The following is a 24,987-nucleotide window of genomic DNA, read 5'->3' on the forward strand; positions in this document are numbered from 1 at the left end:
TGTCGTCAGTCTTGTGTTGTCTTGTTGTTCGATTTGTCGTCCGCGTCGCGCCACGCCACGGCAAAACCGTTGCTGTAGCGCAGGTCGATTCGCTCGACCTGATCCATCTTTCCCGCCAGCGTGTCCGGGTAGACGTCGAGCAGTCGCTGGAGGCGCGCCTCCAGCGATTCCTGCCCGGTCTGGATCACCGCCCCGGAGGCGAGCGACAGGCTCAACGACCCGCGCGGACTCATCGCCACGCCGATCAGCTCCATCCCCACCCCGGCCAGCACAGGCTTGAGGCTGGTGTAGCGCTCCCAGACGGTCCACTGGCTGCCGGCAGGACCGGCAAGCTGCGGCAAGCGCAGGTCGACCGGCCGCCGCTGCGGTGCGAAGACCACGCCGGCGGCGCTCAGCAGTCGCTCCTCGTTCCAGGCGGCGATCGGCTGATGCGTCTGCAGGCTCACCAGCAGCCGATCCGGCCATTGCCGGGTAATGCGCACCTCGGTGAGCCAGCCGTCGTTGAGCAGTCGCTCGCGCAACGCCGTGATATCCACCGTCCAGATGCCCTGCCCCAGCGCCGGCCAGAGTTCCTGGCGCACCTGCTCCTCCGTGACGAAGCGGTTGGCCCCGTCGATCTCCAGTGCCGCAACCGGCGACTGGAGCTTGAGCCAGACCCGCTGCGAGACCAGCACCACCGCGGCGACGAAGGCCAGCCACAGCCCGATCCGCCAGGCCCAGCGCAATACCACCCGCAGGCCGGTAATAAAGGCCGTCCAACGCTCGCGCCAACTCGGCCCGCGAGGCCTGACCCGGGAGGCACGTCGTGTTGTCATCAAACCGCTCCATCAGCCGACTCACCTCCCGTGGATGCCCCGGCCGGGTGGGCCCGGCTGGCCCCGCTGGCCCCGCTGGCCCCGCTGGCCAGGGTCTGCTCGAGAATGGCGACGCACAGCCCGGGAAAATCCAGGCCCACCGCACGCGCAGCCATGGGCACCAGCGAATGACTGGTCATCCCCGGCACCGTGTTCACCTCGATCAACCAGTGCCGCCCCTCGGCGTCACGAATGAAATCCACCCGGCCCCAGCCGCGCGCGCCGATCAGGGCGAACGCCGTCCGGGCCGCCTCGGCCAGCCGAGCCTCTTCCTCGTCGGCGAGGCCACAGGGAATCCGGTAGCCGGTGTCCTCGGCCTCGTACTTGGCCTGGTAGTCGTAGAAGGCATGCTCGGCGCTGGCCTCGATCCGGATCGCCGGGAGTCTCTGCTGGCCCAGGATGGCGACGGTGTACTCGCCACCGGCGATGAACTGCTCGACCATCACCTCGCCGTGGGCAGCGGCGTCACGGAACGCCGGTTCGACGCCCGCCGGGTCGTCGACCTTGCTCACCCCCACGCTCGAGCCGTCGGCGGTGGGCTTGATAATCACGGGCCAACCCAGCGTCTCGGCGGCCTCGCGGGCCGCGGCGAGGCCGTCGACTACCGCGAAGGCGGGCGTGTCCAGCCCCGCGTCCCGCCAGATGCGCTTGCACAGCACCTTGTCCATGCCGACCGCCGAGGCGGCCATGCCGCTGCCGCTGTAGGGCACCTCATTCAGGTCGAGCAGGGCCTGGACCTGACCGTCTTCACCCCCCCGGCCATGCAGGGCGATGAAGACCCGGTCGATGCTCTGGTTGACCAGCCGCCGGCCGAGGTCGCGGGCGCCGGCACGATTCAGATCGACGCCGATCGCATCCACCCCGCGCGACAACAGACCCTCGAGCACCGCCCGACCGCTGGCGAGCGAGACCTCGCGCTCGGCCGACCAGCCGCCCATCAGGACCATCACGCGCCCCAAGGCCTGAATCGATTCGTTCATGCCCGATCCTCCCATTGCTCCAGCAGCAGTCCCGGCAAGCTGCCGACGTTGCCGGCCCCGAGGGTCAACACGATGCCGTCCTCGCGCACCATGTCGTCGATCACCTCGGCCACCTGGGCCGGCTCGGTGACGAACACCGGGTCGACCTGGCCGCGGGCACGAATCGCGCGGGCCAGGCTGCGGCCATCGGCGCCGGCAATCGGCTGCTGCCCGGCGGCATAGACCTCCATCAGGATCAGCTGGTCAACCTGCGAGAGCACCTCGACGAAGTCCTCGAACAGATCGCGGGTGCGGGTGTAGCGATGCGGTTGGAAGATCAGGAGCAACGGCTCGTCCGGCCAGGCATCGCGCACCGCGGCCAGGGTCGCGGCGACCTCGCGCGGATGATGGCCATAGTCGTCGAGCAGCATCCGCCGGCCCTGAGTGAAGGCGAGCGAGCCGCGACGCTCGAGCCGACGCCCGACGCCCTTGAACCCGGTCAGTGCCCGGACGATCGCCTCGCCGTCGACACCCAGGTCATGGGCGACCGTGATCGCCGCCAGCGCGTTGAGGATGTTGTGCCGTCCCGGCATCGCCAGCCGGCAGTGCCACGACTCGCCGCCCGGCAGGCTGACGTCGAAGCTCGACTCGAAACCGTCGCTGTGGATGTCGGTCGCGCGCACGTCGGCCTGCGCATCAATGCCATAAGTCAACACCTGGCGACCCACGCGATCGACGATGCTCATCGTGTGACTGTCATCGGCACACAGCACCGCCAACCCGTAGAACGGCAGGTTGTGCAGGAACTCGACGAAGTGATCCAGCAGCTTGGAGAAATCGTTGTCGTAGGTCTCGAGGTGATCGGCGTCGATGTTGGTGACCACCGCGACGTGCGGCTGCAGGTGCAGGAACGAGGCATCCGACTCGTCGGCCTCGGCCAGCAGGTATTCCCCCCGGCCGAGGCGCGCGTTCGAGGCGCTGGACAGCAGCTTGCCGCCGATCACGTAGGTCGGATCGAGCCCCGCCTCGGCCATGATCGCGGCCAACAGCGAGGTGGTGGTGGTCTTGCCGTGCGTGCCGGCCACCGCCAGCCCGATCCGAAAGCGCATGATCTCGGCGAGCATCTCGGCGCGACGCACCACTGGCATGCGGTGTTCATGCGCCGCCACCAGTTCCGGGTTGTCCGCGGCGATCGCGGTCGAGACCACCAATACGTCGGCCCCGGCAAGATTCTCCGTGGCATGACCGATGAACACCTCGATGCCCAGCTCACGCAGGTGACCCACCGCCGGCGATTCGTTCATGTCCGAGCCGGAGACCACGAAGCCCAGCGTGTGCAGCACCTCGGCGATACCGCTCATGCCCGCCCCGCCGATACCGACGAAGTGCAGGTGGCGCACCTTGCGCATGCGCACCTGGGCGACCGGGGCGAAATCGGCTGTCACTGCATCCATTACCGGCCCTCCCCGGATGGGTTGTTGTTGGGTTGCGCGGCGATCACGTCCTCGCAGATCGCCGTGATGCGCGCGGTACTATCCGGCACGGCGGCTTCGCGGGCCCGCGTCGCCATGTCGAGCAGAGCGGCCCGGTCGGCCAGCAACGGCCCGAGCAGACGGGCCAGGGTGTCGACGTCGGCCTCGCGCTGGTTGAGCAGTCGCGCGGCGCCCTGCGCCACCAGCCAGGCGGCATTGAATCGCTGGTGATCGTCGACGGCGTGCGGGAACGGCACGAACAGCGCCCCGATACCCGCCGCGGCGATCTCGGCGACGGTCATGGCGCCCGCCCGGGCAATGACGAAGTCCGCCCAGCCGAAGGCCTCGGCCATGTCGTCGATGTATCCCGATACCTCGTGGCGGCTGCCCGCACCCCAATCGGCGACGTCGTAATGGGCAACGGCGGTCTCCAGGTGGCGTGGCCCCGCCTGGTGACGCACGATCAGGTCAGTGCGCTGACTGATGCGCGCCAGGGCCTGAGGCACGGCCTCGTTGAGTGCCTGGGCCCCCAGGCTGCCGCCCAGCACCAGCACGCGCACCGGCCCGTCGCGCCCCTCGAAACGCGTGGTCGGTGCCGGTAGCTCGGCAATGGCCGAACGCACCGGATTACCCACCACCTGCTCGGCCGGCAGCGTGCGACCGAAGGCCTTCGGGTAGGCGGCCAGCGTGACGCGGGCCAATCGGGACAGCACGCGGTTGGTCAGACCGGCGATGGCGTTCTGTTCGTGAATCACCAGCGGACGGCGGGTCAGCCACGCGGCCAGGCCACCCGGGCCGGCGGCAAAGCCACCCATGCCTATGACCAATGCGGGCCGATGGCGGCGCAACAACCGACCGGCCTGCCAGACGGCATGCAGCAGGCGGAAGGGGGCCGCCAGGCGCGTGCTGAAGCCCTTGCCGCGCAGGCCGCCGATGGCGAGATAGTCGATCGGATAGCCGGCCTCCGGCACCAGGCGGGATTCGATGCCCCGCTCGGTCCCCATCCAGCGAATGGCGTAGCCGCGCTCGGCCAGCGCCCCGGCCACGGCCAGTGCCGGCACCACGTGCCCGCCGGTGCCGCCGGCCATGACATAGATCACCGCGCGGCTCATCGGGTCACCTCCCGCACATCCTCGATGCCGGCATCGGCCAGGGCTCGACTGGCCTCGTGATGGACGCGCAGGATCAATCCCATCGCGAGCAGCGTCGCGACCATCGCCGAGCCGCCGTAGCTGATCAACGGCAACGTCAGACCCTTGGTGGGCAGGAGCCCCATGTTCACGCCCATGTTGATCAGCGCCTGCATGCCGATCCACGTGCTGATACCCCAGGCGAGCGCCGCGCCGGTGTAATGATTCACCGCCCAGGCCATGCGGGCGATCACGAACCCGCGCCAGACCAGCACCCCGTAGAGTCCCAACAGGGCGATGACACCGAACAGGCCGAACTCCTCGGCGTAGACGGCGAAGATGAAATCGGTATGGGCCTCCGGCAGGTAGGCCAGTTTCTGCACGCCCTCGCCCAGGCCGCGGCCGAACAGGCCGCCGGTGCCGATGGCGATTAGGGCATTGACCAGCTGGTAGCCGTCGCCGAACGGATCCGCAAACGGATTGGAGAACGACAGCAGGCGATCGACCCGATACTGCGCCGAGAACACGCCGACGACCGCCAGTGCCCCGCCGGCGACCATCAGCATCAGCATGGTTTGCAGCTGGGCACGCATCAGCCAGGCCATGGCAAAGAGCGTCGCGCCCAGCACCAGGGTGTTGCCGTAGTCGGGTTGGAGCAGCAGGAGGGTCGAGGCGAGCATGATTACGCCCACGGGGGCGGCCATGCCGCGGATGCGCGTCTGCACCTTCTCCAGATGCACGCCGAGATAGGCGGCCATCCAGACGATCATGCCCAGCCGGGCAAACTCGCTTACCTGCACCCGCACGAAGCCCAGATCGATCCAGCGCGTCGCCCCGTTGACGGTGTGCGCCACACCCGGGATGAACAGCACGGCCAACGACAGGATCGAGGCGAGCAGGATCACGTTCCGCAAGGCCACGAAGTGACGCAACGGCATCATCAGCAGCACCGCCATCGCGATCAGACCGACGACCACGGCGCCCGACTGGCGAATCAACAGGCCGCGACCGGCGGCCGAGGAATCGCCCATGCCGAGCGTTGCCGAGGCGACCATCACCAGGCCGATCGACAACAGCGCCAGCAGGGCGATGAGGAACGACCGGTCCAGGGAAATGCCACTGGTGGCATCTTTCGCCCCGTCGACCACATTGCGATCGGCGAGCCATTGCAGGCCCTGGCCGCCCAGGCGCCCGAGCGATTGCCACCCCCGGCGGTTGAGTTGCCACAGGCTCATGAGGCCACCTCCGCGGACACCGGCGCCGGCACATCACGCGCATCGCAGATCGACTCAGCCGCCCGGGCGAAATGCTCGCCGCGATCGGCGTAGCCGCGGAACTGGTCGAAACTCGCACAGGCAGGCGACAGCAACACCACCACCTGCCGACCGGCCGCTACCCGGGCAGAGGCCTGCTCGGCGGCCCACGCCACGGCGGCCTCGAGCGATTCACAACGGGCGCGGGGCAATGAGTCGCCGGCCACCGCGGCCAGTACCGCCTCGATCTCATCGGCATCGGCGCCGATCAGCGCCACGCCCTGAGCGTGGGCCTTGAGGGCCGCGGCCAGCTCGTCGAAGGATTGGCCCTTGGCCTGCCCACCCACGATCACGACCTGCCCGGCCGCCCCGCCGGCAGCCAACCCGTCGATCGCGGCCACGGCGGCACCGACATTGGTGGCCTTGGAATCGTTGATGAATCGCACCTCGCCGCCATTGACCGGCCAGCGGCAGACCACCTGCATGCGATGCGGCAGGCCGGTGAAGGCGGCCATCGCGGCCCTCAGGGCCATCCCGTCGAGCGCCGCTCGACCGGCTACCGCCTCGACCAGCGCCAGGGCGGCCAGGGCGTTCATGCGGTTGTGGGCCCCCGGCAAGGCCAGGTCCTCGCCGGCGAACAGCACCTGGTCGTCGCGACAGAGGGATTCGCCATCGGCATCCAGGTAGTAGCGATGCTCGGCGGCAGGCGAATCGTCGTCCGCCCCGGCGGAAAAGGTCACGATCCGAGCGCGGCTGTGGGCGGCCATCGCCGCGACGCGCGTATCGTCGGCATTGATCACGACCGCCTGGGCATGGACGAGGATCTTCTGCTTGAGCGCCGCGTAGGCCTCGATCGAGCCGTGCCGGTCGAGGTGATCGGCACTGATATTGAGTACGGTTGCGGCCCGTGCGCGGATGGCCTCGGGATCGCAGGCCTCCAGCTGGAAGCTCGACACCTCGAGCACCAGCACGTCGCTCGGTTCGGCCAGGAGATCCAGCGCCGGGGTGCCGTAGTTGCCACCGATGGCCACCCGATACCCCGCGGCGGTGAGCAGTTCGGCGGTCAGTGCCGTGACCGTGCTCTTGCCGTTCGAGCCGGTGATCAGCACATAGGGCACCGGCGCGTGACGCAGGGCGACGGCGATGTCGCTCTCCACCGGGATGCCGCGACGGCGCGCCTCGCCTACCAGCCCCGCCAGCGGTTCGACTGCGGGGTTTAACCCCGGGCTCAGCACGATGCCGTCGAGCGCGCGGAGTTCGGCCGAGTCGAGCATGGCCGCATCGAGCTCGCCGTCGAAGAGCGTGCCGGCACCGAACGCCTCGAGCCAGGCGGCACGCGGGGCGTTCGCCCCGCGCGTGTCGGCGGCGACAAACGACTCGCCGCGACGGGCGAAGAAGCGCCCCGCGGAGAATCCAGTCTGTCCCATGCCGACGATCAGTTTCATCAGCGCACCTTCATCGTTGCCAGACCGATCAACACCAGGATCACGGTGATGATCCAGAAGCGCACGATCACTTTCGGCTCCGGCCAGCCCTTGAGCTCGAAGTGGTGATGGATCGGCGCCATGCGGAAAATGCGTTTGCCGGTCAGCTTGAACGAGGCGACCTGAAGCATCACCGAGACGGTTTCGAGCACGAAGATGCCGCCCATGATGAACAGCACGATCTCCTGGCGAACCATGACGGCGACGATGCCCAGTGCCGCGCCCAGCGCCAGCGCACCGACGTCGCCCATGAACACCTGCGCGGGATAGCTGTTGAACCAGAGAAAGCCGAGACCGGCGCCAACGATCGCGGCACAGAAGACCACCAGTTCGCCCACCCCGGCGATGAACGGCAGCCCCAGGTAATTGGCGAACTCGTAGTGGCCGGTGACGTAGGCGAACGCGCCCAACCCGCCGGCGACCAGCACGGTGGGCATGATCGCCAGCCCGTCGAGCCCGTCGGTGAGGTTGACGGCATTCGAGCTACCCACCACCACGAAATAGGTCAGGATCACGAAGCCCAAACCCAGCGGGATCAGCGCGTCCCTGACCAGCGGGATCAGCAGGCTGGTCTCCGCCGGCGTCTCGGCAATGGAGAACAGGAAGACGGCGGCAACCAGCGCGATCACCGACTGCCCCAGGTACTTCCAGCGCGCGGCCAGGCCGTCGCTGTTGCGGCGCGAGAGCTTGAGGTAGTCGTCCCAGCCACCGATCAGGCCAAAGCCCATGGTGGTGAGCAGCGCGACCCAGACATAGACATTGCCCAGATTGCCCCAGAGCAGCATCGAGACCGCAATCGAAATCAGGATCAGCGCCCCGCCCATGGTCGGCGTACCCGCCTTGGCCAGATGGGTCTGCGGACCGAGCTCGCGGATCGGCTGACCCGCCTTGACGCTCTGCAGCCAGCGAATGACGAACGGGCCGACCGCCAGCGAGATCAACAACGCCGTGGCGACCCCCAGCATGGCGCGGAAGGTCAGGTATTCGAATACGCCAAAGAAGCTGGCGTACTGGGTCAGCCATTCAGTCAGCCAGAGCAGCATCTCGCCCTCTCCCTGTGGATTTGTTGCCGGTCCCCGGCGCGATGCCGATCTCCCGTTCGAAGGCCTCGCGGACCCGTTCGATGTGCATGAAGCGTGAGCCCTTGAGCAGCACGGTCACGGCCGTCGAGCCGTGGTCGGCCAGGCGCTGGCGCAATACCCGGATGGCCGCCTCGCTGTCGTCCACCACCTCGATCGCGCCCTGGGCTCCGCCGGCCGCCTCGAATCCCGCGGCCAGCGCCGCGGCCCCCGGACCGACTGCCACCAGGCCCTCAAGTTCCTGCCCCGCGGCGAATTCGCCCAGTTGCCGGTGCAGTGAGTCGGACTCGACACCCAGCTCGCCCATGCTGCCGAGCACGGCAAACCGCGCGCCCGGCTGGCCGGCGAGGTAGCCGAGCGCCGCACGCATCGATTCGGGATTGGCGTTGTAGCTGTCATCGATCAATTGCCAACCGTTGGCGAGCACCACCTGGCCCATCCGCCCGGCCGGCGGGCGGAAGGCGGACAGCCCGGTCCTGATCGCCTCGACCGAGGCACCCGCCAGGCGGGCCAGGCCGATCGCGGCCAGCAGATTGGCGGCGTTGTGCGCGCCGGGCATGGGCACGGCAAGGTGATCGAACAGCGGCTGGCCACGCTCGGTCACCGACAGCTCGTGGGCCGTGGCGTGGTATTCGCCCGACCAGGTCGCCCATTCGCGGTGGCAGGGGTCGAGCGTGAAGGTCTCGGCCTGCGGCGCGTCCATCAGCCAGCCATCCGCGCCGTTCGAATCGAGATTCACCAGGGCGCGTGCCGCCGCGGGGCGATGGCGATAGATCTCGCCCTTGGCCTCAATGATCCGTTCGACCGAGCCGAATTCGCCCACGTGGGCCCGCCCGGCCATGGTGACCACGACGATGTCCGGGGCGGCCAGTTCGGTCAGCCGGGCGATCTCGCCGACATGGTTGGCGCCCATTTCCACCACCGCGAAACGCGTCTCAGGTGCCCAGTCGAGCAGGGTCAGCGGAACGCCGATGTCGTTGTTCAGGTTGCCGCGGGTGGCCGCCGTGGCGCCGATCTGACCCAGCATGGCGGCCAGCAGTTCCTTGACCGTGGTCTTGCCGCTGCTGCCGGTGATCCCGATCACGGTCGGATCGACCGCCTCGCGCCAGCCGCGGGCCAATCGACCCAGCGCGGCCAGCGTGTCGTCGACGACCACCTGCGGCAGCGCGCAATCCGGCAGTTCGCGCTCGACCAGCGCGGCAACTGCACCCTGTCGGGCCGCCTGATCGATGAAGTCATGGGCATCGAAGTTCGGGCCTTTCAGCGCAACGAACAGGCGACCGCCCAGTTCGGCGCGCGTATCGGTGCCCACGCCGGCGATTGGCAGCGCGCCGTCGGCATCCTTCGCCAGGCGTCCCTCCGCCCAGCGGGCGATCTGATCGAGCGTGGCCCGGATCATGGCGCCACCTCCCGTGCCTGCTCGCGGACCACCAGACGGTCGTCGAACGGGCGCCGCTGGTCGCCGATTTCCTGGCCGGTTTCATGGCCCTTGCCGGCCACCAACAGGCAATCGCCCGGCCGCCCGTCGGCGAGCTGGCGAATGCCGGTGGCAATCGCCGCGTGCCGGTCGACGAGGCGCTCGACATCGGCGGGGTTCTTCATGCCGGCCACGATCGCCTCGATGATCGCCTCGGGCGATTCACTGCGCGGGTTGTCACTGGTGACGATCACCCAGTCGGCCAGCCGCTCGGCAACCGCCCCCATCAGCGGGCGTTTGCCCGTGTCGCGGTCGCCGCCACAACCGAAGATCACGCCCAATCGGGCACCATCGGGCAGCGCCTCTCGCAGGCTTGCCAGCACGTTTTCCAGGGCATCGGCGGTATGGGCGTAGTCGACCACGACGGTCATGCCGCGACCGACGGCAAAGGTTTCCATCCGCCCCGGCGGGGTCTTGAGCCGGCCCACTTGGCGCGAAAGGGCATCCAGCGTCTCGCCCACTACCAGGCGGGCAGACAGCGCGGCGAGCAGGTTCTCGGCATTGAAACGACCGGCCAGCGCGGCCTCGAGCTCGGCCCGCTCGCCAAAGCCACTGACCGCCAACCGCATGCGTCCCGACTCCGGGGCCTCGAGCACGCCGGTCAGGCAGGGACGGCAGGCGGTCGGCCCGGCCGACGGGGCCAGCGAATAGCACAACTGGCGTGGCGCGTCCGCTCGGGCGGCGAGTGTCTCGAGCATCCGCTCCGTCGCCGGCTGGTCGGCATTGAGCACCGCCTGGCGCAGACTCGGCAGGGCGAACAGGCGGGCCTTGGCCGCGAGATAGGCCTCGATGTCGCCGTGGTAGTCGAAGTGATCCCGACCCAGGTTGGTAAATACCCCGGTGCGGATGGGAAGGCCGTCCACCCGGCCCTGGGTCAGGGCATGGGAGGAGACCTCCATGACGATCTCGCGCGCGCCCTCACGAACCAGCTCACCGATCAGACGCCAGTTCTCGATCAGCCCCGGCGTGGTGTTGCTCGTCGCCTGGTACTCCGCCCGCGGTGACCACAACCCCCAGCCCAGCGTGCCGATCACCCCGACGGGCTCGCCGTCGATGCCGATCAACCCGGCAATCAGATGACAGACGGTGGTCTTGCCGTTGGTCCCGGTGACGGCCGTAATCGCCACGGCTTCGTGGTTCCAGCCATTGGCCTGGATGATCAGCTCGGCGATCGCGTCCTCCGGGCGGTCGAGAAGCATCACGCCCTCGGCGGGTGTAAGCCCGGCACCAATGACACCGGCCGCGCCACGGGCCAACGCATCCGCGACAAACCGGTCGGCATCGTGCGATTGGGTTTCACGGGCGTAGAACAGCGTGCCGGCGTCGAGATCGCGGCTGTCGTCACTGATCGCGCGCACGCGACGATCCGGGGCACCGGCATGCCGCAGCCGGGCGATCTCTCGCAGGCCGATCTCGGGGAATGCCACGCGCGCCATGTCAGCCAGCCTCCCGAGTTCGGGTGGAATCGGCCACCACGGACGGCAGATCGCCGGCAATCTGCCCGGCTGGCAGTTCCGGCAGGTTGTCCGGGCGGATATTGAGCATGCGCAGCGCGCCGCTCATCACCCGCTGGAAGACGGGCGCGGCGACATCGCCGGCGTAGACCCTGCCGGCACTCGGCCGATGCAAGACGACCACCAGCGCGAGCCGCGGATCGCTGGCCGGGGCCACGCCGGCAAAGACGGTGTTGTAATCGGTACGGGAGTAGCCGCCCTCGCCCAGGCGTCGCACCGTGCCGGTCTTGCCGGCGATCTGGAAGCCGGTCACGGCGGCCTCGGGTGCCGTGCCGGTGGGCGAGACCACGGAACGCAACATGCCGACCACGCGGTCGGCCACATCGGGATCGAACACCGGCCGGCTTTCGGGTGGACCGTCCCGACGCAACAGGCTGGGCACCACGAACTGGCCGTCATTGGCCAGGGCGACATAGGCCGAGGCGAGTTGCAACGGCGTGACCGCCAGTCCGTAGCCGTAGCTGTGCGCGGCCGTGTCGGCCACCCGCCAATCGCGCCACAGGCTGAGCGAGCCGGAGGCCTCGCCCGGGAACCCCACTCCGGTGACCTGCCCGAAGCCCAGCCCCCGATAACTGCTCCAGATGGCCTGGGCGCCGATATCCTCGGCCAGCATGCTCGCGCCAACGTTGCTCGACTTCTCCAGCAGGCCGGTCATGTCCAGCGTGCCGTAATTACGATGATCGTGGATGGTAAAGCCGCCAACCCGGCGGTAGCCGGGGGCCGTATCGACGGTGTCGGCCGGCTGCCAGCGGCCGCTGGCCAGCGCGGCGGCCACGGTAAAGGGCTTGACCGTCGACCCCGGCTCGAACTGGTCGACAATCGCGTGATTACGGGTAAGCGACGGGTCGATGCTGGCCCGGTTGTTGGGGTTGAACGACGGCGCGCTGGCCATGGCCAGCACCTCGCCGGTGGCCACGTTCATCAGGGTGGCCGAGCCGGCCAGTGCCTCGTGCTCCTCGACCGCACGCGACAGCTCCCGATAGGCGAGGTACTGCAGCCGCCGATCGATGGAAAGCGCCAGGTCCTGCCCCGGCCGCGCGGCCTGAACCACGCCCAGGTCGACGATCTCGCGGCCATCGCCGTCCTTGAGGATGCGGCGCTTGCCCGGGGTGCCGGCGAGCAGCTGATCGAAACTCAGTTCGATGCCGGCCAACCCCTCGTCGTCGATGTTGGCAAAGCCCAGCAGCGGGGCGGTGACATCCGCGGTCGGGTAGAAACGCTTGTATTCACGCTTGAGCCCCACACCCGGCAGCTTGGCGGCACGCACCGTCTCGGCCAGGCTCGGGCGCACCTGGCGAGCGACGTACAGGAAACGACGCGAGCCGTATTCGCGCACCCGCCGCTGCAATTCGGCGGCCGGCTGGTCGAGCATGTCCGCCAGCCTGGTGACGGCCTCGGGGTGGGTGCCGATCACCTTGGGGTCGATCCAGATCGCGTGCATGGCCACGCTGATGGCAAGCGGCTCGCCATGGCGATCGGTGATCATGCCGCGATGGGCCGCGATGGTCTGGACGCGCTGCTGACGGTCGCCGCCCTGCTCGGCATAGAAATCCCGTTCAGTGACCTGCAACTGCACCGCCCGGCCGAGCAGCATCGTGGCCGCGAACGCGAACACCATCAACACGACGCCAGCGCGCCAACGCACGCCCAGCCAGGTGGCCCAACGGGTGATGAATGCCCAGGCCGCGTTCATCGGAACACCACCGTGATCTGGTCCTCGGCCGGCGGGCGCATGCCGAGCTCCTCGGTCGCGATCCGTTCGATCCGCCCCTGGGCGGTCAACGTGCCTTCTTCGAGCTGCAGCTCCGCATAGGTGCCATCAAGACGTTCGATGCCGTCACGCGCCACGGCGATCTGCTGGGTCAGTCGACGATCCTCGGCCACCAGCACCACCACCGCGAGCGCGCTCGCGACGACCAGCACCAGCAAGAAGAGATTGAGCGCCCTCATGACGCACGCTCCGCGACCCGCATGATCGCGCTGCGTGCACGCGGGTTCTGGGCGGTTTCCTCGCGGCCGGCACGAATGGCCTTGCCGACCTTCTTGAGCGCCACTTCGCCGACCGGGTTGCCGAAGAAATCCTTGCCGGCCGTGCTGTGATCGCGGATGAAACGCTTGACGATCCGATCCTCGAGCGAATGGAAGCTGATCACCACCAGCCGACCACCCGGCGCGAGGTGCTCGAGCGCCTGCTCGAGGGCCTGGGTGATCTCGTCGAGTTCCTTGTTGATATAGAGCCGGATCGCCTGAAAGGTGCGGGTGGCCGGATGCTTGTTGGGGTCGCGCCTGGGGATGGCGGCGACGACGCAATCGACCAGGTCGGTGGTACGGGTCAGCGGGGCCTGCTCGCGCCGAGCGACGATACCGGCGGCGATCCGGCGGGCGAAGCGTTCCTCGCCCAGACGAAACAGCACGTCGCGGATCTCCTCTTCCTCGGCGACCGCCAGCCAGTCGGCCGCCGACGGCCCGTGGCTCTGATCCATCCGCATGTCCAGCGGACCGTCGAAGCGGAACGAAAAGCCGCGCTCGGCCTGGTCGAGCTGCGGGGAGGACACGCCCAGATCGAACATCACGCCGTCCACCGGCTGGTCGACGCCGTGCTCGGCAAGGGCCTCACCCCAACCGGAAAAGGAGGCCTTGATAAAGGAGAAGCGCGCATCCTCGTCGGCGAGCCGGGCCGCACTGTCCGCCGCCTCGGCATCGCGATCGAAACCGACCAGTCGCCCTTTTGCCGCCAGCTTCGCCAGAATGGCGCGGCTATGGCCACCGCGACCGAAGGTGCCATCCACGTAGGTGCCGGCCGGGTCGGTGACCAGGTTATCGACCGCCTCGTCGCGCAGCACCGTGTCGTGGCTGGCATCGACCGTCATAGCGACAGGGTCTCCAGGGCCGTGGGCAATTGGTCGTCCTCGTCGGACTGATCGAGGAACTCCTCGGTCATCTGGCTCCAGAGCGGCTGTGACCAGAGCTCGAGCTTTTTGCCCTGCCCGACCAGCACGGCCGGCTTTTCCAGCTTCGCGTGGGCGCGCAGCGCGGGGGGAATGACGATGCGACCGGCCGAGTCGAACTCGACCTGGGTGGCGTGACCGATCAGCATCCGCTTGATGCGGTTGGCGGTCTTGTTGAACGACGGCAGGGCATCGATCTGCTTCTCGATTTCCAGCCAGGTCGCCAGCGGGTAGATAAGGAGACAGTGTTCCTGCGTGTCGATAGTGAGGATCAGCTGGTTCTCATCCTGGGCAAACGCCTCCCGATGACGCGTGGGCATGGCCAGGCGACCTTTGGCGTCGAGATTCAGGTTGGTGATGCCTCGGAACACTTTTTCCCACTTTTTCCCACTTTTCTACACCTGCGCGCACTATAGCCCCAGCCAACAGGGCTATCAAGCAAATGGCGGCATTTTTCTTTTGACCACAAGGAGTTAGCCAACAAAGAGAGGGAAGTCGAGACGCTGTTTCCAGATAAAAACAGGGGGTTACCGCGCATAGATAACAAAGCGCACGAGGATGCGAGCAGCCGCATCCCGGCGCACCGGAGTGCCGGTGGGGGAAAGTGGGAGAAAATCGGGGGCGGATGGCGCGGGGTGGAGTCGCGCTTGTCCGCGGTAACGGCAAGGCGGCGATCCGCCGCGTCCGCCGACGGGAACGGGACCGTTCCGCCGGAAACACAAAATGGGGTGGAGTCAGCCGGTAAGCCGGGTTCTGTCGTGGATTGCCATTCATCTGGGCGCGACGTCACCGTCGCGCTCGAGCAGCCTACCCGGGAACAGCGCGGGCCACGCCATTGTTCCCCTATTTGGCCTTGCTCCCGGTGGGGTTTACCGTGCCACGACGTGTTACCACGCGTGCGGTGCGCTCTTACCGCACCCTTTCACCCTTACCTGTGCCGCATTGCTGCGGCCATCGGCGGTCTACTCTCTGCTGCACTTTCCGTCGACTCGCGCCGCCCAGGCGTTACCTGGCACCGTGCCCTATGGAGCCCGGACTTTCCTCGACGTTCACTAAGGAACGCCGCGACAATCTGGCCAACTCCGGCGGCGGAGTATAAAGGAAGGTCTGCACGAATAGCCAACCCCTCTGGCTTACCGGCTTGTTCGCCATCAAGGCGTCGATTCGAAGGCGGGCTCATTGCCCGGCGAGAATCGGCAACACCGAGGGCGGGCAAGCCGGCAAGCCCCGCAGGGCGACCCGGAACGGCGTGCCAGTGGCACGCCGCAGCCCGGGAAGCGCCGAGCAACAGCGAGGCCGGAACGGGCCGCCAGGCGCCCATCTGCGGTGTTGCAGCGCTTGCCAATGACTATGGCCATTGGGCAGCGCACTGCGCCTTGCACCTGGACGCCTGGCGACCCGCAGAGAGGTTGGCTATTCGCGCAGACCTTCCTGAAGAAACCGCAGCCGGTGTCGAGGCGAGCGTGATTCGACTCCCGTCATCCATGGGGGAGTCGGGTAGACTTCGAACGCCGAATTCGATCCGATCCCCCCCTTTGCTCGAGCCCAGCCATGCCCGAATCGCTCCCCGCCGCCCTCGATACCCTGCGCCGCCAAATGACCGAACCGGCCACCAGTCCGGTGGACTGCGCTCAGGCCGCCGACGTCATCGACTGGTACTACGAGCAGGCCTGGCAGACCGACCGTATCGTTCGTGACGAACTGCCGTGGCTGCTGGACTGGATGCGTCATTGCCGTGACCCGCGACGATTCGAGATCGGTGACGGTCTCGCCGTGACCCTGATCGGCGAGGGACGACTGCAGGAAGCCAGCGACCTGGCCGGAGGATTGCTGACCGAGGCCTGGGACGCCGGCTTGATGCATACCCTGGCCCTGGCCCTGGCCGCACGGGGCGAGGTGGCCGAGGCGATCACACGACTTCGCGATCTGGTCGGCCACCCGGAATTCGCCGCGCTGCCGCCGGAACTCGCCACCCAGGCGCACCTGGACCTGGCCACCCTGCTCCGTCGTCAGGGCAGCCTGTTCAAGGCCATCCCACCATTGACACAGGCCGTGGAAACGGCCGCCCGCTGCGACGACCCGGCCTGGCTGGAACAGGCGGCCGACATACTGATCGAACAACTGGTCGAACAGGGCGGCGCCGAAGAGGCCGTGGAGATTCTCTCACCATGGCTCGACGAGACACGCCTGGGGCTTTGGCAGCGGGTTCTCGATCGACTCGGCAACCAACTCGACCCCGAACAGCGCGAACGCGGCCTAGCCCTGATGGTCCGCGCCGGCGACTACCGCACGGTACTCAACCGGCTCGTCGACCAGGCCGGCAATGACCCGCAACGACTGCTGGTCGCGTTCACGGCCGCGCTGTCGTTGCGGGCCCCTGCCGAAGTCACCTGCCCACTGGCCGCGCGGCTGCTGGGAAGCGATTCGGCCCGCCAGGACGAGAGTGCGCCATTGATTGCCGCCGCCTCGGTCGCCGTCGCCGAGAGCCAACAGGAGAAAAGCCAGGCGCAGGCAAAATGGCACCGTGACGGGGTGGTTCAGCTAATCAGCGTGGCAAAACACCACGGCATCCTCGAAGGGGACGTGCGCGCATGGGCCGAGAAGGAGGGGCTTTACCACGAGCATGGCGTGATCGACCGTGCCGCCCGGCACTGCCTGGATAAAATCGATCGACCACCGGAATGGCTCGTTCAACGTATCAGGCAGAAAGGCTAATCGGACCGCATAAACAAAGGCCCTGCCGTTTGGCAGGGCCTTTTCTTTTCGATCGAATCATCGAGAAGATTCACCAAATCCCGGTCAAGCGCCGGGGTCAACGATTCAGATGCGGAAGTCTTCGAGCTTCTTGCCCTTGTTGAGTTCATCGACGAGCCAGTTGGGGCGCTTGCCGCGACCCGACCAGGTCTGCGACGGATTGGCCGGGTTCATGTACTTGGCCGGCAACTTCTTGCCCGCCTGCTTACTGCCCTTTTCCAGGCCGAAGATGTCGGCCACGGAGGTATTGAGCTCGTTGGCCAGCGCCTCGGCTTCGCGGCGCAATTCCATGACGCGCTGCTTGCTGCGCTCGCGCAGGGCCTGCTCGGCGTCATTGACCAGTTTCTTCAGTTCGTCGGCGGAAAGGTTTTTTACGTCGAATTGACTCATCTGGATAGGTACCCCTGAAAAAGTAATGGGCGGAATGGGATTCACTCGAATCAACATTCTTTCCGGAGAAAGCCGCGCTTTCCATGGCCCGGCCCAATGCATCGGGAATCTAGCCCATTAAAACAAACAGGTCAACGCCTGCCGAGGCATAACCCCTATCCCGAAAAAAACCCCACAATTACCAGAAAGGTTTCGCCGAAACCTTCTCCGCATCGAAAAACCTCGGAATGGCCCGCCACTCGTTTTCGCTTGGGACGGCCATTGTCACGACAAAATGCATTAAGTACGTACCCGCCAGATAGCAAAAAGGGGCCGCAAGGCGACCCCTTAAATAACGGAACGATCTGTCTTATCTCAGAGTGTCAGCTGACCGGCGACGTCAAGACCCGGCGCCAGCCGCTCGACGACCGATTGATCAGGCAAAGAGGTCGAGGACCAGGCGCCCCTGGGTCGATTCCTCATCCAGGCCATCCGTTCCGTCGGCGCCCATCATGGCCGTCTGGCCGGCTTGAGTACCATCGCCGGCCTGGCCGCCTGCGCCGCCCTGGCCCTCATCGTCGGCATCGGCCAGTTGCTGACCAAAATCGCTTTCCTGGCCAAGGTCGACCTCGACTTCGCTATTGGCCAGGCCCGCTTCCTGCAGCCATTCCTTCAGGCGAGGCAGTTGTTGTTCGAGCAGACCCTGTGCGGTGGCATTGCTGGCCGTCAAGGCAATACGGGTCTCGTCGCCCTGGGTCTCGATGGCAATCTTCAATGGACCCAGGTCTGCGGGCCTCAACTCAATACTGGCCTTGGAGATGCCCTTGCCGACCATCCACTGGACCTGCTGGCCCAGTTGCGCCGGCATCTGTGGATTGGGCGTGCCGGCCGCGGCCTGTCCCGTGAATATCCCCCCGGCCGGGCTACCGCCGGACGACATCGACGCCGCGCTGGCACCCAGGCCCGCCGAGGTAGTCTGGGCGTTGCCCGACGCCAGCTCCGCCTCGGAACGCGCCTGGCGTCCCTCCAACCCGTTTAGCGACGACCAGTGGGTGAGCGGCGCCCGCTCGCGCTGCGTCTGGGATGGTTCGCGACCGGTCAACCCCAGGGCCGCACTCACCGGACCACCGGTCCAATCGGCGTCACGCGCTGCCTCACCACCAGCCCCACCGACCAAGCGGGTCGACTCGCTCGAGCCGGCCGAGCGGCGGCCATTTTCCGCAAAGCGCAGAAAGCCATCCCACGATGTGTGCGCCTCACCTTGGGACGCCGCTAGACCCTGGGCGCCCCGCGCCTCGCCACTCGCGGCGGATTCGGCTCGGCGCACGACTTGCTCAAGTGCCTGCAACTGCCCCAGCAGGCCCGCGGGCATGGCACCGCTCTCGGATTGGGCATCGGCCAAACCCTCACGCAGGGCGGCCAGGCGCTCCGCCAATCCTTGCCATGCCTGCGATGATGGCGAACCGGCGTTGTCAGTCGATTGGCGCAACTGGGTCAGGGCATCGGCCAGCTCGTTCAGCTGATCGCCCAGCCCGGCCATCAGATCATCCCGCCCCCCACCGGCAGGTTCAGAGGAACCGCCAGCCAAGCCATCGATGCCCCCATCACCACCACGCCAATCGCCGTCCGCCGTTATAGACAAGTGGTTGCCCGAGCCATCCCGTTGGCCCAGCGCCCTGCCGTCTGCCGGTGCACCGTTCAGGCGGCCGCCACGACCATCGAGCAGCCCGGCCAACTCGTCCAGTGCCGACTGGATATCGCCAGCCATCTCGGTGGCGGTGTTTTCACCCGACTGGGCCAGACCCTGCGAGCGACCGGCAAGCGCGTCGCGCAGCTGGGCCAGTTGATCGGCCAACCCCGCCAATGCCTGCTCGAGATCGCCCCCTCGTCCGCCGACACCTTGCTCGGCCGCCGCCAGACTCTCCGGCGCGGCGGCCGCACCGCGCGACAAACCGCCCTCACCGTCCGCCTTGAAGCGCCCCTGCGCGGAGGCCATCAGGCGCGCGAACTCCTCGCGCCCAGTGCTGCCACCCAGACCCGCAGCAAGCCGTCCGGCCTTGCCGTCGGCATTGCCCAGCAGGCGACCGAGCGACTCGATCGTCGCCTTGCCTTCACCGATCTGACTCATTGCATTCCCCCTGTTCCGCCCCCGCGCGCGGCCTTGGCCGCGCCGTGCTGATCCATCACCTGTTGCTCGGCCCGGTCGGCTCGCCGCCGGATCGAGTCGCGGTAGCGCTGGCTAAGACGGTCGACCGATTCATTGCGCGCATGCGCCTCTCGGGAGTCGTTCGCCCGCTTGCTCAGTTGCTCTTCCAAGTCCCGGACCACCTTGCGCTGGTGCTCGATGGTCTCCTCGATCCGGGCCATGAACTGACGATAATTCTGCAGCGCAAAGGCGCGGTTGCGCCCCTCGGCGGCAAAGCCCAGATTGTTGGTGTATTCGGTGAAATAGCCTTCCAGGTCGGCAAGACGCTGGCGCTGCGCGTCCAGTTCGCCCTGCGCCTCGCGACGACGACGGCTGGCCAGGTCGGCCTGATGACTCATGACTCGGCCGGCATTGCCCAGGGACTTGAGTCGCTGTGTGTCACTCATGATTGCTTACCCCCTTCACGCCGAGTGCAACAGGTCGACCAGGGCATCGATGCTGGATGCCATGTCGGCCGGTTGGTCCATCGACTGCGACAGGAACGCCTCGAGGTCGGGCTGGATATCGATCACCCGATCCAGCCGCGCATCCTGACCCCGGCGATAGGCGCCCACCGCGATCAGGTCGCGATTCTCGCGGTAGGTGGCCGCCAACTCCTTGAATCGCCTCATCAAGGATAGATGATCCGGGTCGACCAGCTTGGGCATCAGCCGGGAGATCGAGGCCTCGACGTCGATCGCCGGGAACCGGCCGCGCTCGGCGATCTCGCGTGACAGCACGATGTGCCCATCCAGGATCGCCCGGGCGGCATCGGCCACCGGATCGTTAAGATCGTCACCCTCGACCAGCACGGTGTAGAAGGCGGTGAGACTGCCCTGGCGGCTTTCGCTGTTGCCGGCCCGCTCGACCAGCCGGGGCAGGTGCGCGAACACCGACGGCGGATAGCCCTTGGTCGCCGGCGGCTCACCGATCGCCAGCCCGATCTCGCGCTGGGCCTGGGCGTAACGGGTCAGCGAGTCCATCAGCAACAGGACGTCGAAGCCCTGATCGCGGAAATGCTCGGCGATCGAGCTAGCCAGGTTCGCTCCGTGCAGGCGCATCAGGGCGGAGCTGTCGGCCGGTGCGGCCACGACGACGGCGCGCTGGCGCGCCTCGTCATCCAGGATCTCGCTGACGAACTCGGCCACCTCGCGCCCCCGTTCGCCGACCAGGCCGACCACGATGATCTGGGCGCGGGTGTAGCGGGTCATCATGCCGAGCAGCACGCTCTTGCCGACGCCCGAGCCGGCAAAGATGCCCATGCGCTGACCGCGCCCGACCGTCATCAGGGCGTTGATCGCCCGCACGCCCACATCGAGCGGTTCGGTAATCTCGCGACGCTTGAGGGGGTTGATCGGTCGACCGTGCAGATTGACCGACGCATCGCCGGTCAGGCGCTCGCCGTCGTCGATCGGACGACCGCGGGCATCGAGCACCCGCCCGAGCAATTGCTCGCCCATCGGCACGCGGCTGGCCGTGCCGAGGTTCTTCACCCGGCAGCCGGGACCGACGCCCTGGGTGGTCTCCAGCGGCATCAGGTAGGTCGCCTCCTCGGCAAACCCGACCACCTCGGCCTCGAAGCGCCGCCCCTGCGGGTCGGTCACCTCGCATTGATCGCCGATCAGCGCCGACAGACCGCGCGCCTCGAGCGCCAGCCCCACGACACGCACGATCCGCCCCTCCGAGGCCGCTGCCGGGGCATCCACCCGGGCGGTCGTGCCCATCAGGCGTCTCGCCCAGTTCAGCGACACATCGGTGTTCGGGTCACGCAGTCCGGGGTCAGTCATCACGGTGCTCCTCCGACTGGGGGTCATCGGCCTCGGGCGCCGGCTTGGCATCCGTGCGCGCGCTGGCCTCCGCATCCACGGCGGCGTCCGATTCTCCGGCCTCCCGCGCTTGCCCCGCCAGCTGATCGCCCCGATCGGAGCGGTCCGTCCCGGAACGGGCGGCCGCGTCGTCGGGAACCGGCTGGTCCGGGCCGGGGTAGACCCGGCCGATCAGGTGATCGAGCGTCGCCGCCCAGCGGTTGGCCAGACTGGCATCCACCCGGGCATCACCCGACTCGACCACCACCCCGCCGGCGGTGACGGTCGGATCGGGCTTGAGGTCGAGCGTCTCGAAGCGCGAGTCATCGATCAACTCACGCAATGCCGTCTCGTCCGCCGGCGCGCAACGCAGGATCACCGCTCGGGCCGAAACCGGCAGGGCCGCGAGGGCCTCGCGGGCGATCGACGGCAAACCGCTGTTGTCCGCCTGCACCTCGCGAGCCACCATGACGCGCGCGATCTGGGTGGCCAGTGCCGTGAGCTGCTCGGTGACCTCGTCGTCGAGCAGGGCCAGGGGGCGCTCGAGATGCGACAGCCAGCCACGCAGGCGGTTCTCGACGCTCTCGATCTCCTCGCGGGCCGCGGCCATGCCTTCCTGGTAGCCGGCATCGCGGCCCTTCTGCAGGCCCGCCTCGTAACCGCGCTGCTCGGCCTCGGCACGCGCCTCGGCAAGCTCCTCGGCCGTCGCCGGGTCGAGCTCGTAGGCCGGCTCGTCGGCGGGCGCGGCGCTGAAATCCGGCAGTTCCCAGGCACCCACCAGCTCCGACCAGTCCGAGGCATCCAGCGGGCGGGTGAGGGTCGGCGACTCGTCAGATGAACTCATCGCCACCACCACCGCCCAGGGCTATCTTGCCTTCGTCGGAAAGCTGACGGGCAACCTGCAGGACTTCCTTCTGCGCGGCCTCCACGTCGGCCAGGCGCGTCGGGCCGAGGGTCTCCAGGTCGTCGCGCATCATCTCGGCGGCCCGACGCGACATGTTGCCGAAGATCTTTTCCTTGAGCTCGGAATCCGCGCCCTTCATCGCCAGCAGGAGCTTGTCGGCCGGGACCTCGCGCAGCAGAACCTGCAGGCTGCGGTCCTCGACATCGACCAGGTTGGCAAAGACGAACATCAGGTCCTCGATCTGGACGCCCAGCTCTTCGTCGGTCTCCTTGACGCGTCCCATCAGCTCCTCTTCCACATTGGATTCGAGGAAGTTCATGATGCCGGCGGCAATCTTGACCCCACCGACCTTGGACGACTTGCCACCCTGGGTGCCGGACGCCTGACGCTCCATGATGTCGTCGAGCTCCTCGAGGGCCTGGGGGGATACCCCCTCGAGGTGGGCGATCCGCAGGACGATGTCGGTGCGGGTGTTCTCCGGCAGCATCTGCAGGATCTCCGCTGCCTGGTCGCTTTCCAGGTGCGACAGCACGATCGCGATGATCTGCGGGTGCTCGTAGCGGATGATCTCGGCGATCGAACGCGCGTCCATCCACTTGAGAAACTCGAGGTTGCGCCGGTTGCCCTGCGACGAGATCCGCTCGAGCAGGCCCGCCGCCTTGTCTTCGCCCAGCGCCCGGTTGAGCACGTTACGGATGTAGTCGTTCGAGCCCAGCGCGAGACCGGTCTGGTTCTCCAGGTCGTCGGAGAACTCGTCGAGCGCCGCCTGGATCTGCGGACGGGTGACGTTCTTCAGAACCGCCATGGCCTGACCGATCTTCTGCACCTCGCGCGGGTCGAGTTGACCGAAGATGTGCGCCGCGGATTCTTCACCCAGCGCCATCATCAGAATGGCCGCTTTTTCCGGCCCCTTGAGGCCGACGAGCGGGCTTTCCTGCGGGAGGTTGGTGTTGGGTGCCTGGGCCATGGGAAATCAGTTCTCCTCGTGGGTCCACTGCTTGATGACGGCAGCGACCGCCTTGGGATCGTGGTTGACGCTCTTGCGCAGCTGGCGCAGCTTGTCGGTGTAGCTGGCGTTACCGATCAGCTCGGGCACGTTGGAGAGGTCGTCCTCGTCGTATTCCTCTTCCTCGCCCTTGGCGCGGCGCTCGTCCGGGTACTGCGTCGGCATAGTGTACTGCGGGCCCTGCTGCTGTCCGGACTGATCGCTGAGCTCGGTCGACGTGGCGACGCGCTCGCGACGACTTTCGGCGAGCATCTTGAGCAGCGGTCGGGCCACCAGCAGGAACACCAGCAGCATCGCCAGGCCAATGCCGGCATTCTTCAGGGTGCTCCAGAACCAGCCCTGCTCCCAGACCGGCGTGGTCACCGGCTCGATGTCCTGGTCGACGAACGCGAAGGTGCTCAGGGTGACCTGATCGCCACGAGCCTCGTCGATGCCCACGGACTGGGCCACCAGCGCTCGCATCTGTTCCAGGCGCTCGGTTCGGGCCTCGGCGGCAGCTTGGGCGGCGGCTTCGGCGGCCGCCTCGTCCTCGGCATCGGCATCGGCCGGGGCACCGCCGCCGGTGGCGTTCTCGTCAAGCAAGACGGCGACGCTGAGCTTTTCGATCTGTCCACTGGCGAACTGGGTGTGTTCGATATTGCGATCGACGTTGTAGTTGCGCGTCTCGTTGCGGTCGCTGTCGATGGGGGTCTGCACCAGGGTCTGGAATTCCTCGACGGTCAGATCCTGCGGCGGAGCGAGTCCGCCATCGCCACCGTCCGGATTGACCACGCCACCCCCCGGTGGCTGGTTGGCGATCGCCCCCGGCACGCCCACGACACCTTGCCCACCACCCAGCGAGCGGACGGTCTCGTTGACCTGCTCACTGAGCAGGACACCCTCGTCGGGACCATAGGTCTGGCTGGTGCCCTCGCGACGGGAGAAATCGATCTCCGCGGACACCTGGGCGCGGACGCGGTCCGAACCGACGATCGGCGCGAGCAACGACTCGATCCGACGCGCGTAGGCCTGTTCAAGATTCTGGCGGTATTGGAACTGGCGGCTGGTCAGCCCCATGCCCGCGGCATCGTCGCCCTGGTTGGTCAGCAGGTTGCCGCTCTGGTCGACCACGCTGACATTCTCGGGGGACAGGTCGTTGATGCTGGAAGCAACCAGGTGGACGATGCCGTTGACCTGGCTACGACCAAGAGTGCTGCCGCCCTTGATGTCCACCACGACCGAGGCGGTCGGCGTCTTGCGATCCCGCACGAACACCGACTTCTCGGGCTGGGCAATGTGCACGCGGGCGGCACGGATCGCACCGATGGTCTGGATGGAGCGGGCCAGCTCGGTCTCGATGGCACGCTGGTAACGCGCCTGCTCGATGAATTGACTGGTGCCCAGCGACTGGTCCTGATTGAGCATCTCGAGCCCGACGCCATCGCCGCCCGGCAGGCCTTGCTGGGCCATCAGCATGCGGATCTCGGGTAACCGGTCCGCCCCTACCATCACGGTACCGTTGTTTGCCAGCTCGTACGGCTCGCCCGCGGCCTTGAGGGCGTCGACCACTTCGGCCGACGCCTGGGCATCCAGTGACTGGTACAGGGGGACCATCGATTTGCCGCTTCCCCACAGAAAGAAGCCGACCATGAACGAGATCACCGCCGCCAATGCAATCAGCAGCAACAACTGACGGAAACTTGACGACTGCGTGAATGCATCCATCTGCCGAATCCAGCGCGGGCTCTCGCCGCTGCCGGTCGGAGTGGTGGTGATAGCTGAACCTTGGGCCATGACGTTATGTCCGAATCAGGA

Annotated in this window: 21 protein-coding genes and 1 other RNA gene; 1 reads left to right on the forward strand and 21 read right to left on the reverse strand. The window is 67.3% G+C overall.

Features of this window, described 5'->3' with window-relative positions:
• Positions 1-5: 5 nt before the first annotated feature.
• The 14 genes from SR882_RS09365 to rnpB form a co-directional block, all read right to left on the reverse strand.
• Positions 6-815 carry a cell division protein FtsQ/DivIB gene (locus SR882_RS09365; RefSeq protein WP_322520985.1) on the reverse strand — a complete coding sequence of 270 codons (810 nt, stop codon included), beginning with the start codon at positions 813-815 and terminating at the stop codon, positions 6-8.
• Entirely contained in the window at positions 815-1,834 is a 1,020-nt protein-coding gene (locus tag SR882_RS09370; protein ID WP_322520986.1) for a D-alanine--D-alanine ligase, read from the reverse strand. Before SR882_RS09370 ends, SR882_RS09365 begins: the two co-directional genes overlap by 1 nt.
• A complete protein-coding gene (murC, locus tag SR882_RS09375) occupies positions 1,831-3,267 on the reverse strand; it encodes a UDP-N-acetylmuramate--L-alanine ligase (RefSeq protein ID WP_322520987.1) in 1,437 nt (478 codons plus the stop codon). The genes SR882_RS09370 and murC overlap by 4 nt, the downstream gene beginning before the upstream one ends.
• Positions 3,267-4,397 carry an undecaprenyldiphospho-muramoylpentapeptide beta-N-acetylglucosaminyltransferase gene (gene murG, locus SR882_RS09380; protein ID WP_322520988.1) on the reverse strand — a complete coding sequence of 377 codons (1,131 nt, stop codon included), beginning with the start codon at positions 4,395-4,397 and terminating at the stop codon, positions 3,267-3,269. Before murG ends, murC begins: the two co-directional genes overlap by 1 nt.
• The gene (ftsW, locus tag SR882_RS09385; protein WP_322520989.1) at positions 4,394-5,650 is read right to left on the reverse strand and encodes a putative lipid II flippase FtsW; all 1,257 of its coding nucleotides are present in this window, start codon (positions 5,648-5,650) and stop codon (positions 4,394-4,396) included. Before ftsW ends, murG begins: the two co-directional genes overlap by 4 nt.
• Positions 5,647-7,113 (reverse strand): UDP-N-acetylmuramoyl-L-alanine--D-glutamate ligase, encoded by a 1,467-nt coding sequence (gene murD / locus SR882_RS09390; RefSeq protein ID WP_322520990.1) that lies wholly within the window; start codon positions 7,111-7,113, stop codon positions 5,647-5,649. Before murD ends, ftsW begins: the two co-directional genes overlap by 4 nt.
• Complete coding sequence (gene mraY, locus SR882_RS09395; RefSeq protein ID WP_322520991.1) at positions 7,113-8,195, reverse strand: phospho-N-acetylmuramoyl-pentapeptide-transferase; 1,083 nt, start codon at positions 8,193-8,195, stop codon at positions 7,113-7,115. The genes murD and mraY overlap by 1 nt, the downstream gene beginning before the upstream one ends.
• Positions 8,176-9,630: a UDP-N-acetylmuramoyl-tripeptide--D-alanyl-D-alanine ligase gene (locus SR882_RS09400; protein ID WP_322520992.1), complete on the reverse strand. Its 1,455-nt coding sequence runs from the start codon at positions 9,628-9,630 to the stop codon at positions 8,176-8,178. Before SR882_RS09400 ends, mraY begins: the two co-directional genes overlap by 20 nt.
• Entirely contained in the window at positions 9,627-11,144 is a 1,518-nt protein-coding gene (locus tag SR882_RS09405) for a UDP-N-acetylmuramoyl-L-alanyl-D-glutamate--2,6-diaminopimelate ligase (RefSeq protein ID WP_322520993.1), read from the reverse strand. Before SR882_RS09405 ends, SR882_RS09400 begins: the two co-directional genes overlap by 4 nt.
• 1 nt (position 11,145) lies before the next feature.
• Positions 11,146-12,915, reverse strand: coding sequence for a peptidoglycan D,D-transpeptidase FtsI family protein (locus SR882_RS09410; protein WP_322520994.1), 1,770 nt, complete (start codon positions 12,913-12,915; stop codon positions 11,146-11,148).
• On the reverse strand, positions 12,912-13,172 hold the full coding sequence (ftsL, locus tag SR882_RS09415; protein WP_322520995.1) for a cell division protein FtsL: 261 nt from the start codon (positions 13,170-13,172) through the stop codon (positions 12,912-12,914). Before ftsL ends, SR882_RS09410 begins: the two co-directional genes overlap by 4 nt.
• A complete protein-coding gene (rsmH, locus tag SR882_RS09420; RefSeq protein WP_322520996.1) occupies positions 13,169-14,092 on the reverse strand; it encodes a 16S rRNA (cytosine(1402)-N(4))-methyltransferase RsmH in 924 nt (307 codons plus the stop codon). Before rsmH ends, ftsL begins: the two co-directional genes overlap by 4 nt.
• Positions 14,089-14,541: a division/cell wall cluster transcriptional repressor MraZ gene (mraZ, locus tag SR882_RS09425; protein ID WP_125197790.1), complete on the reverse strand. Its 453-nt coding sequence runs from the start codon at positions 14,539-14,541 to the stop codon at positions 14,089-14,091. The genes rsmH and mraZ overlap by 4 nt, the downstream gene beginning before the upstream one ends.
• Positions 14,542-14,896: 355 nt before the next feature.
• Positions 14,897-15,254: RNase P RNA component class A (gene rnpB / locus SR882_RS09430), an RNA gene on the reverse strand.
• Positions 15,255-15,721: 467 nt separating this feature from the next.
• Here rnpB and SR882_RS09435 point away from each other — a divergent pair.
• Positions 15,722-16,885, forward strand: a complete 1,164-nt coding sequence (locus SR882_RS09435; protein WP_322520997.1) for a tetratricopeptide repeat protein — start codon at positions 15,722-15,724, stop codon at positions 16,883-16,885.
• 105 nt (positions 16,886-16,990) lie between these two features.
• On the opposite strand, the gene SR882_RS09440 is transcribed toward SR882_RS09435, so the two are convergent.
• The 7 genes from SR882_RS09440 to fliF form a co-directional block, all read right to left on the reverse strand.
• On the reverse strand, positions 16,991-17,314 hold the full coding sequence (locus tag SR882_RS09440) for an H-NS histone family protein (RefSeq protein WP_058574532.1): 324 nt from the start codon (positions 17,312-17,314) through the stop codon (positions 16,991-16,993).
• A 415-nt stretch (positions 17,315-17,729) separates the two neighbouring features.
• Positions 17,730-19,421 carry a flagellar hook-length control protein FliK gene (locus SR882_RS09445; protein WP_322520998.1) on the reverse strand — a complete coding sequence of 564 codons (1,692 nt, stop codon included), beginning with the start codon at positions 19,419-19,421 and terminating at the stop codon, positions 17,730-17,732.
• A complete protein-coding gene (locus SR882_RS09450; RefSeq protein WP_322520999.1) occupies positions 19,418-19,885 on the reverse strand; it encodes a flagellar export protein FliJ in 468 nt (155 codons plus the stop codon). The genes SR882_RS09445 and SR882_RS09450 overlap by 4 nt, the downstream gene beginning before the upstream one ends.
• 15 nt (positions 19,886-19,900) lie before the next feature.
• Positions 19,901-21,265 carry a flagellar protein export ATPase FliI gene (fliI, locus tag SR882_RS09455; protein ID WP_407653315.1) on the reverse strand — a complete coding sequence of 455 codons (1,365 nt, stop codon included), beginning with the start codon at positions 21,263-21,265 and terminating at the stop codon, positions 19,901-19,903.
• Positions 21,258-22,127, reverse strand: coding sequence for a FliH/SctL family protein (locus SR882_RS09460; RefSeq protein WP_322521000.1), 870 nt, complete (start codon positions 22,125-22,127; stop codon positions 21,258-21,260). The genes fliI and SR882_RS09460 overlap by 8 nt, the downstream gene beginning before the upstream one ends.
• The gene (gene fliG / locus SR882_RS09465; protein WP_322521001.1) at positions 22,114-23,154 is read right to left on the reverse strand and encodes a flagellar motor switch protein FliG; all 1,041 of its coding nucleotides are present in this window, start codon (positions 23,152-23,154) and stop codon (positions 22,114-22,116) included. Before fliG ends, SR882_RS09460 begins: the two co-directional genes overlap by 14 nt.
• Positions 23,155-23,160: 6 nt before the next feature.
• Positions 23,161-24,966: a flagellar basal-body MS-ring/collar protein FliF gene (fliF, locus tag SR882_RS09470; RefSeq protein ID WP_322521002.1), complete on the reverse strand. Its 1,806-nt coding sequence runs from the start codon at positions 24,964-24,966 to the stop codon at positions 23,161-23,163.
• Between the last annotated feature and the right edge of the window lie 21 nt (positions 24,967-24,987).

Source organism: Guyparkeria halophila, from assembly GCF_034479635.1.
GTDB lineage: Bacteria > Pseudomonadota > Gammaproteobacteria > Halothiobacillales > Halothiobacillaceae > Guyparkeria > Guyparkeria halophila.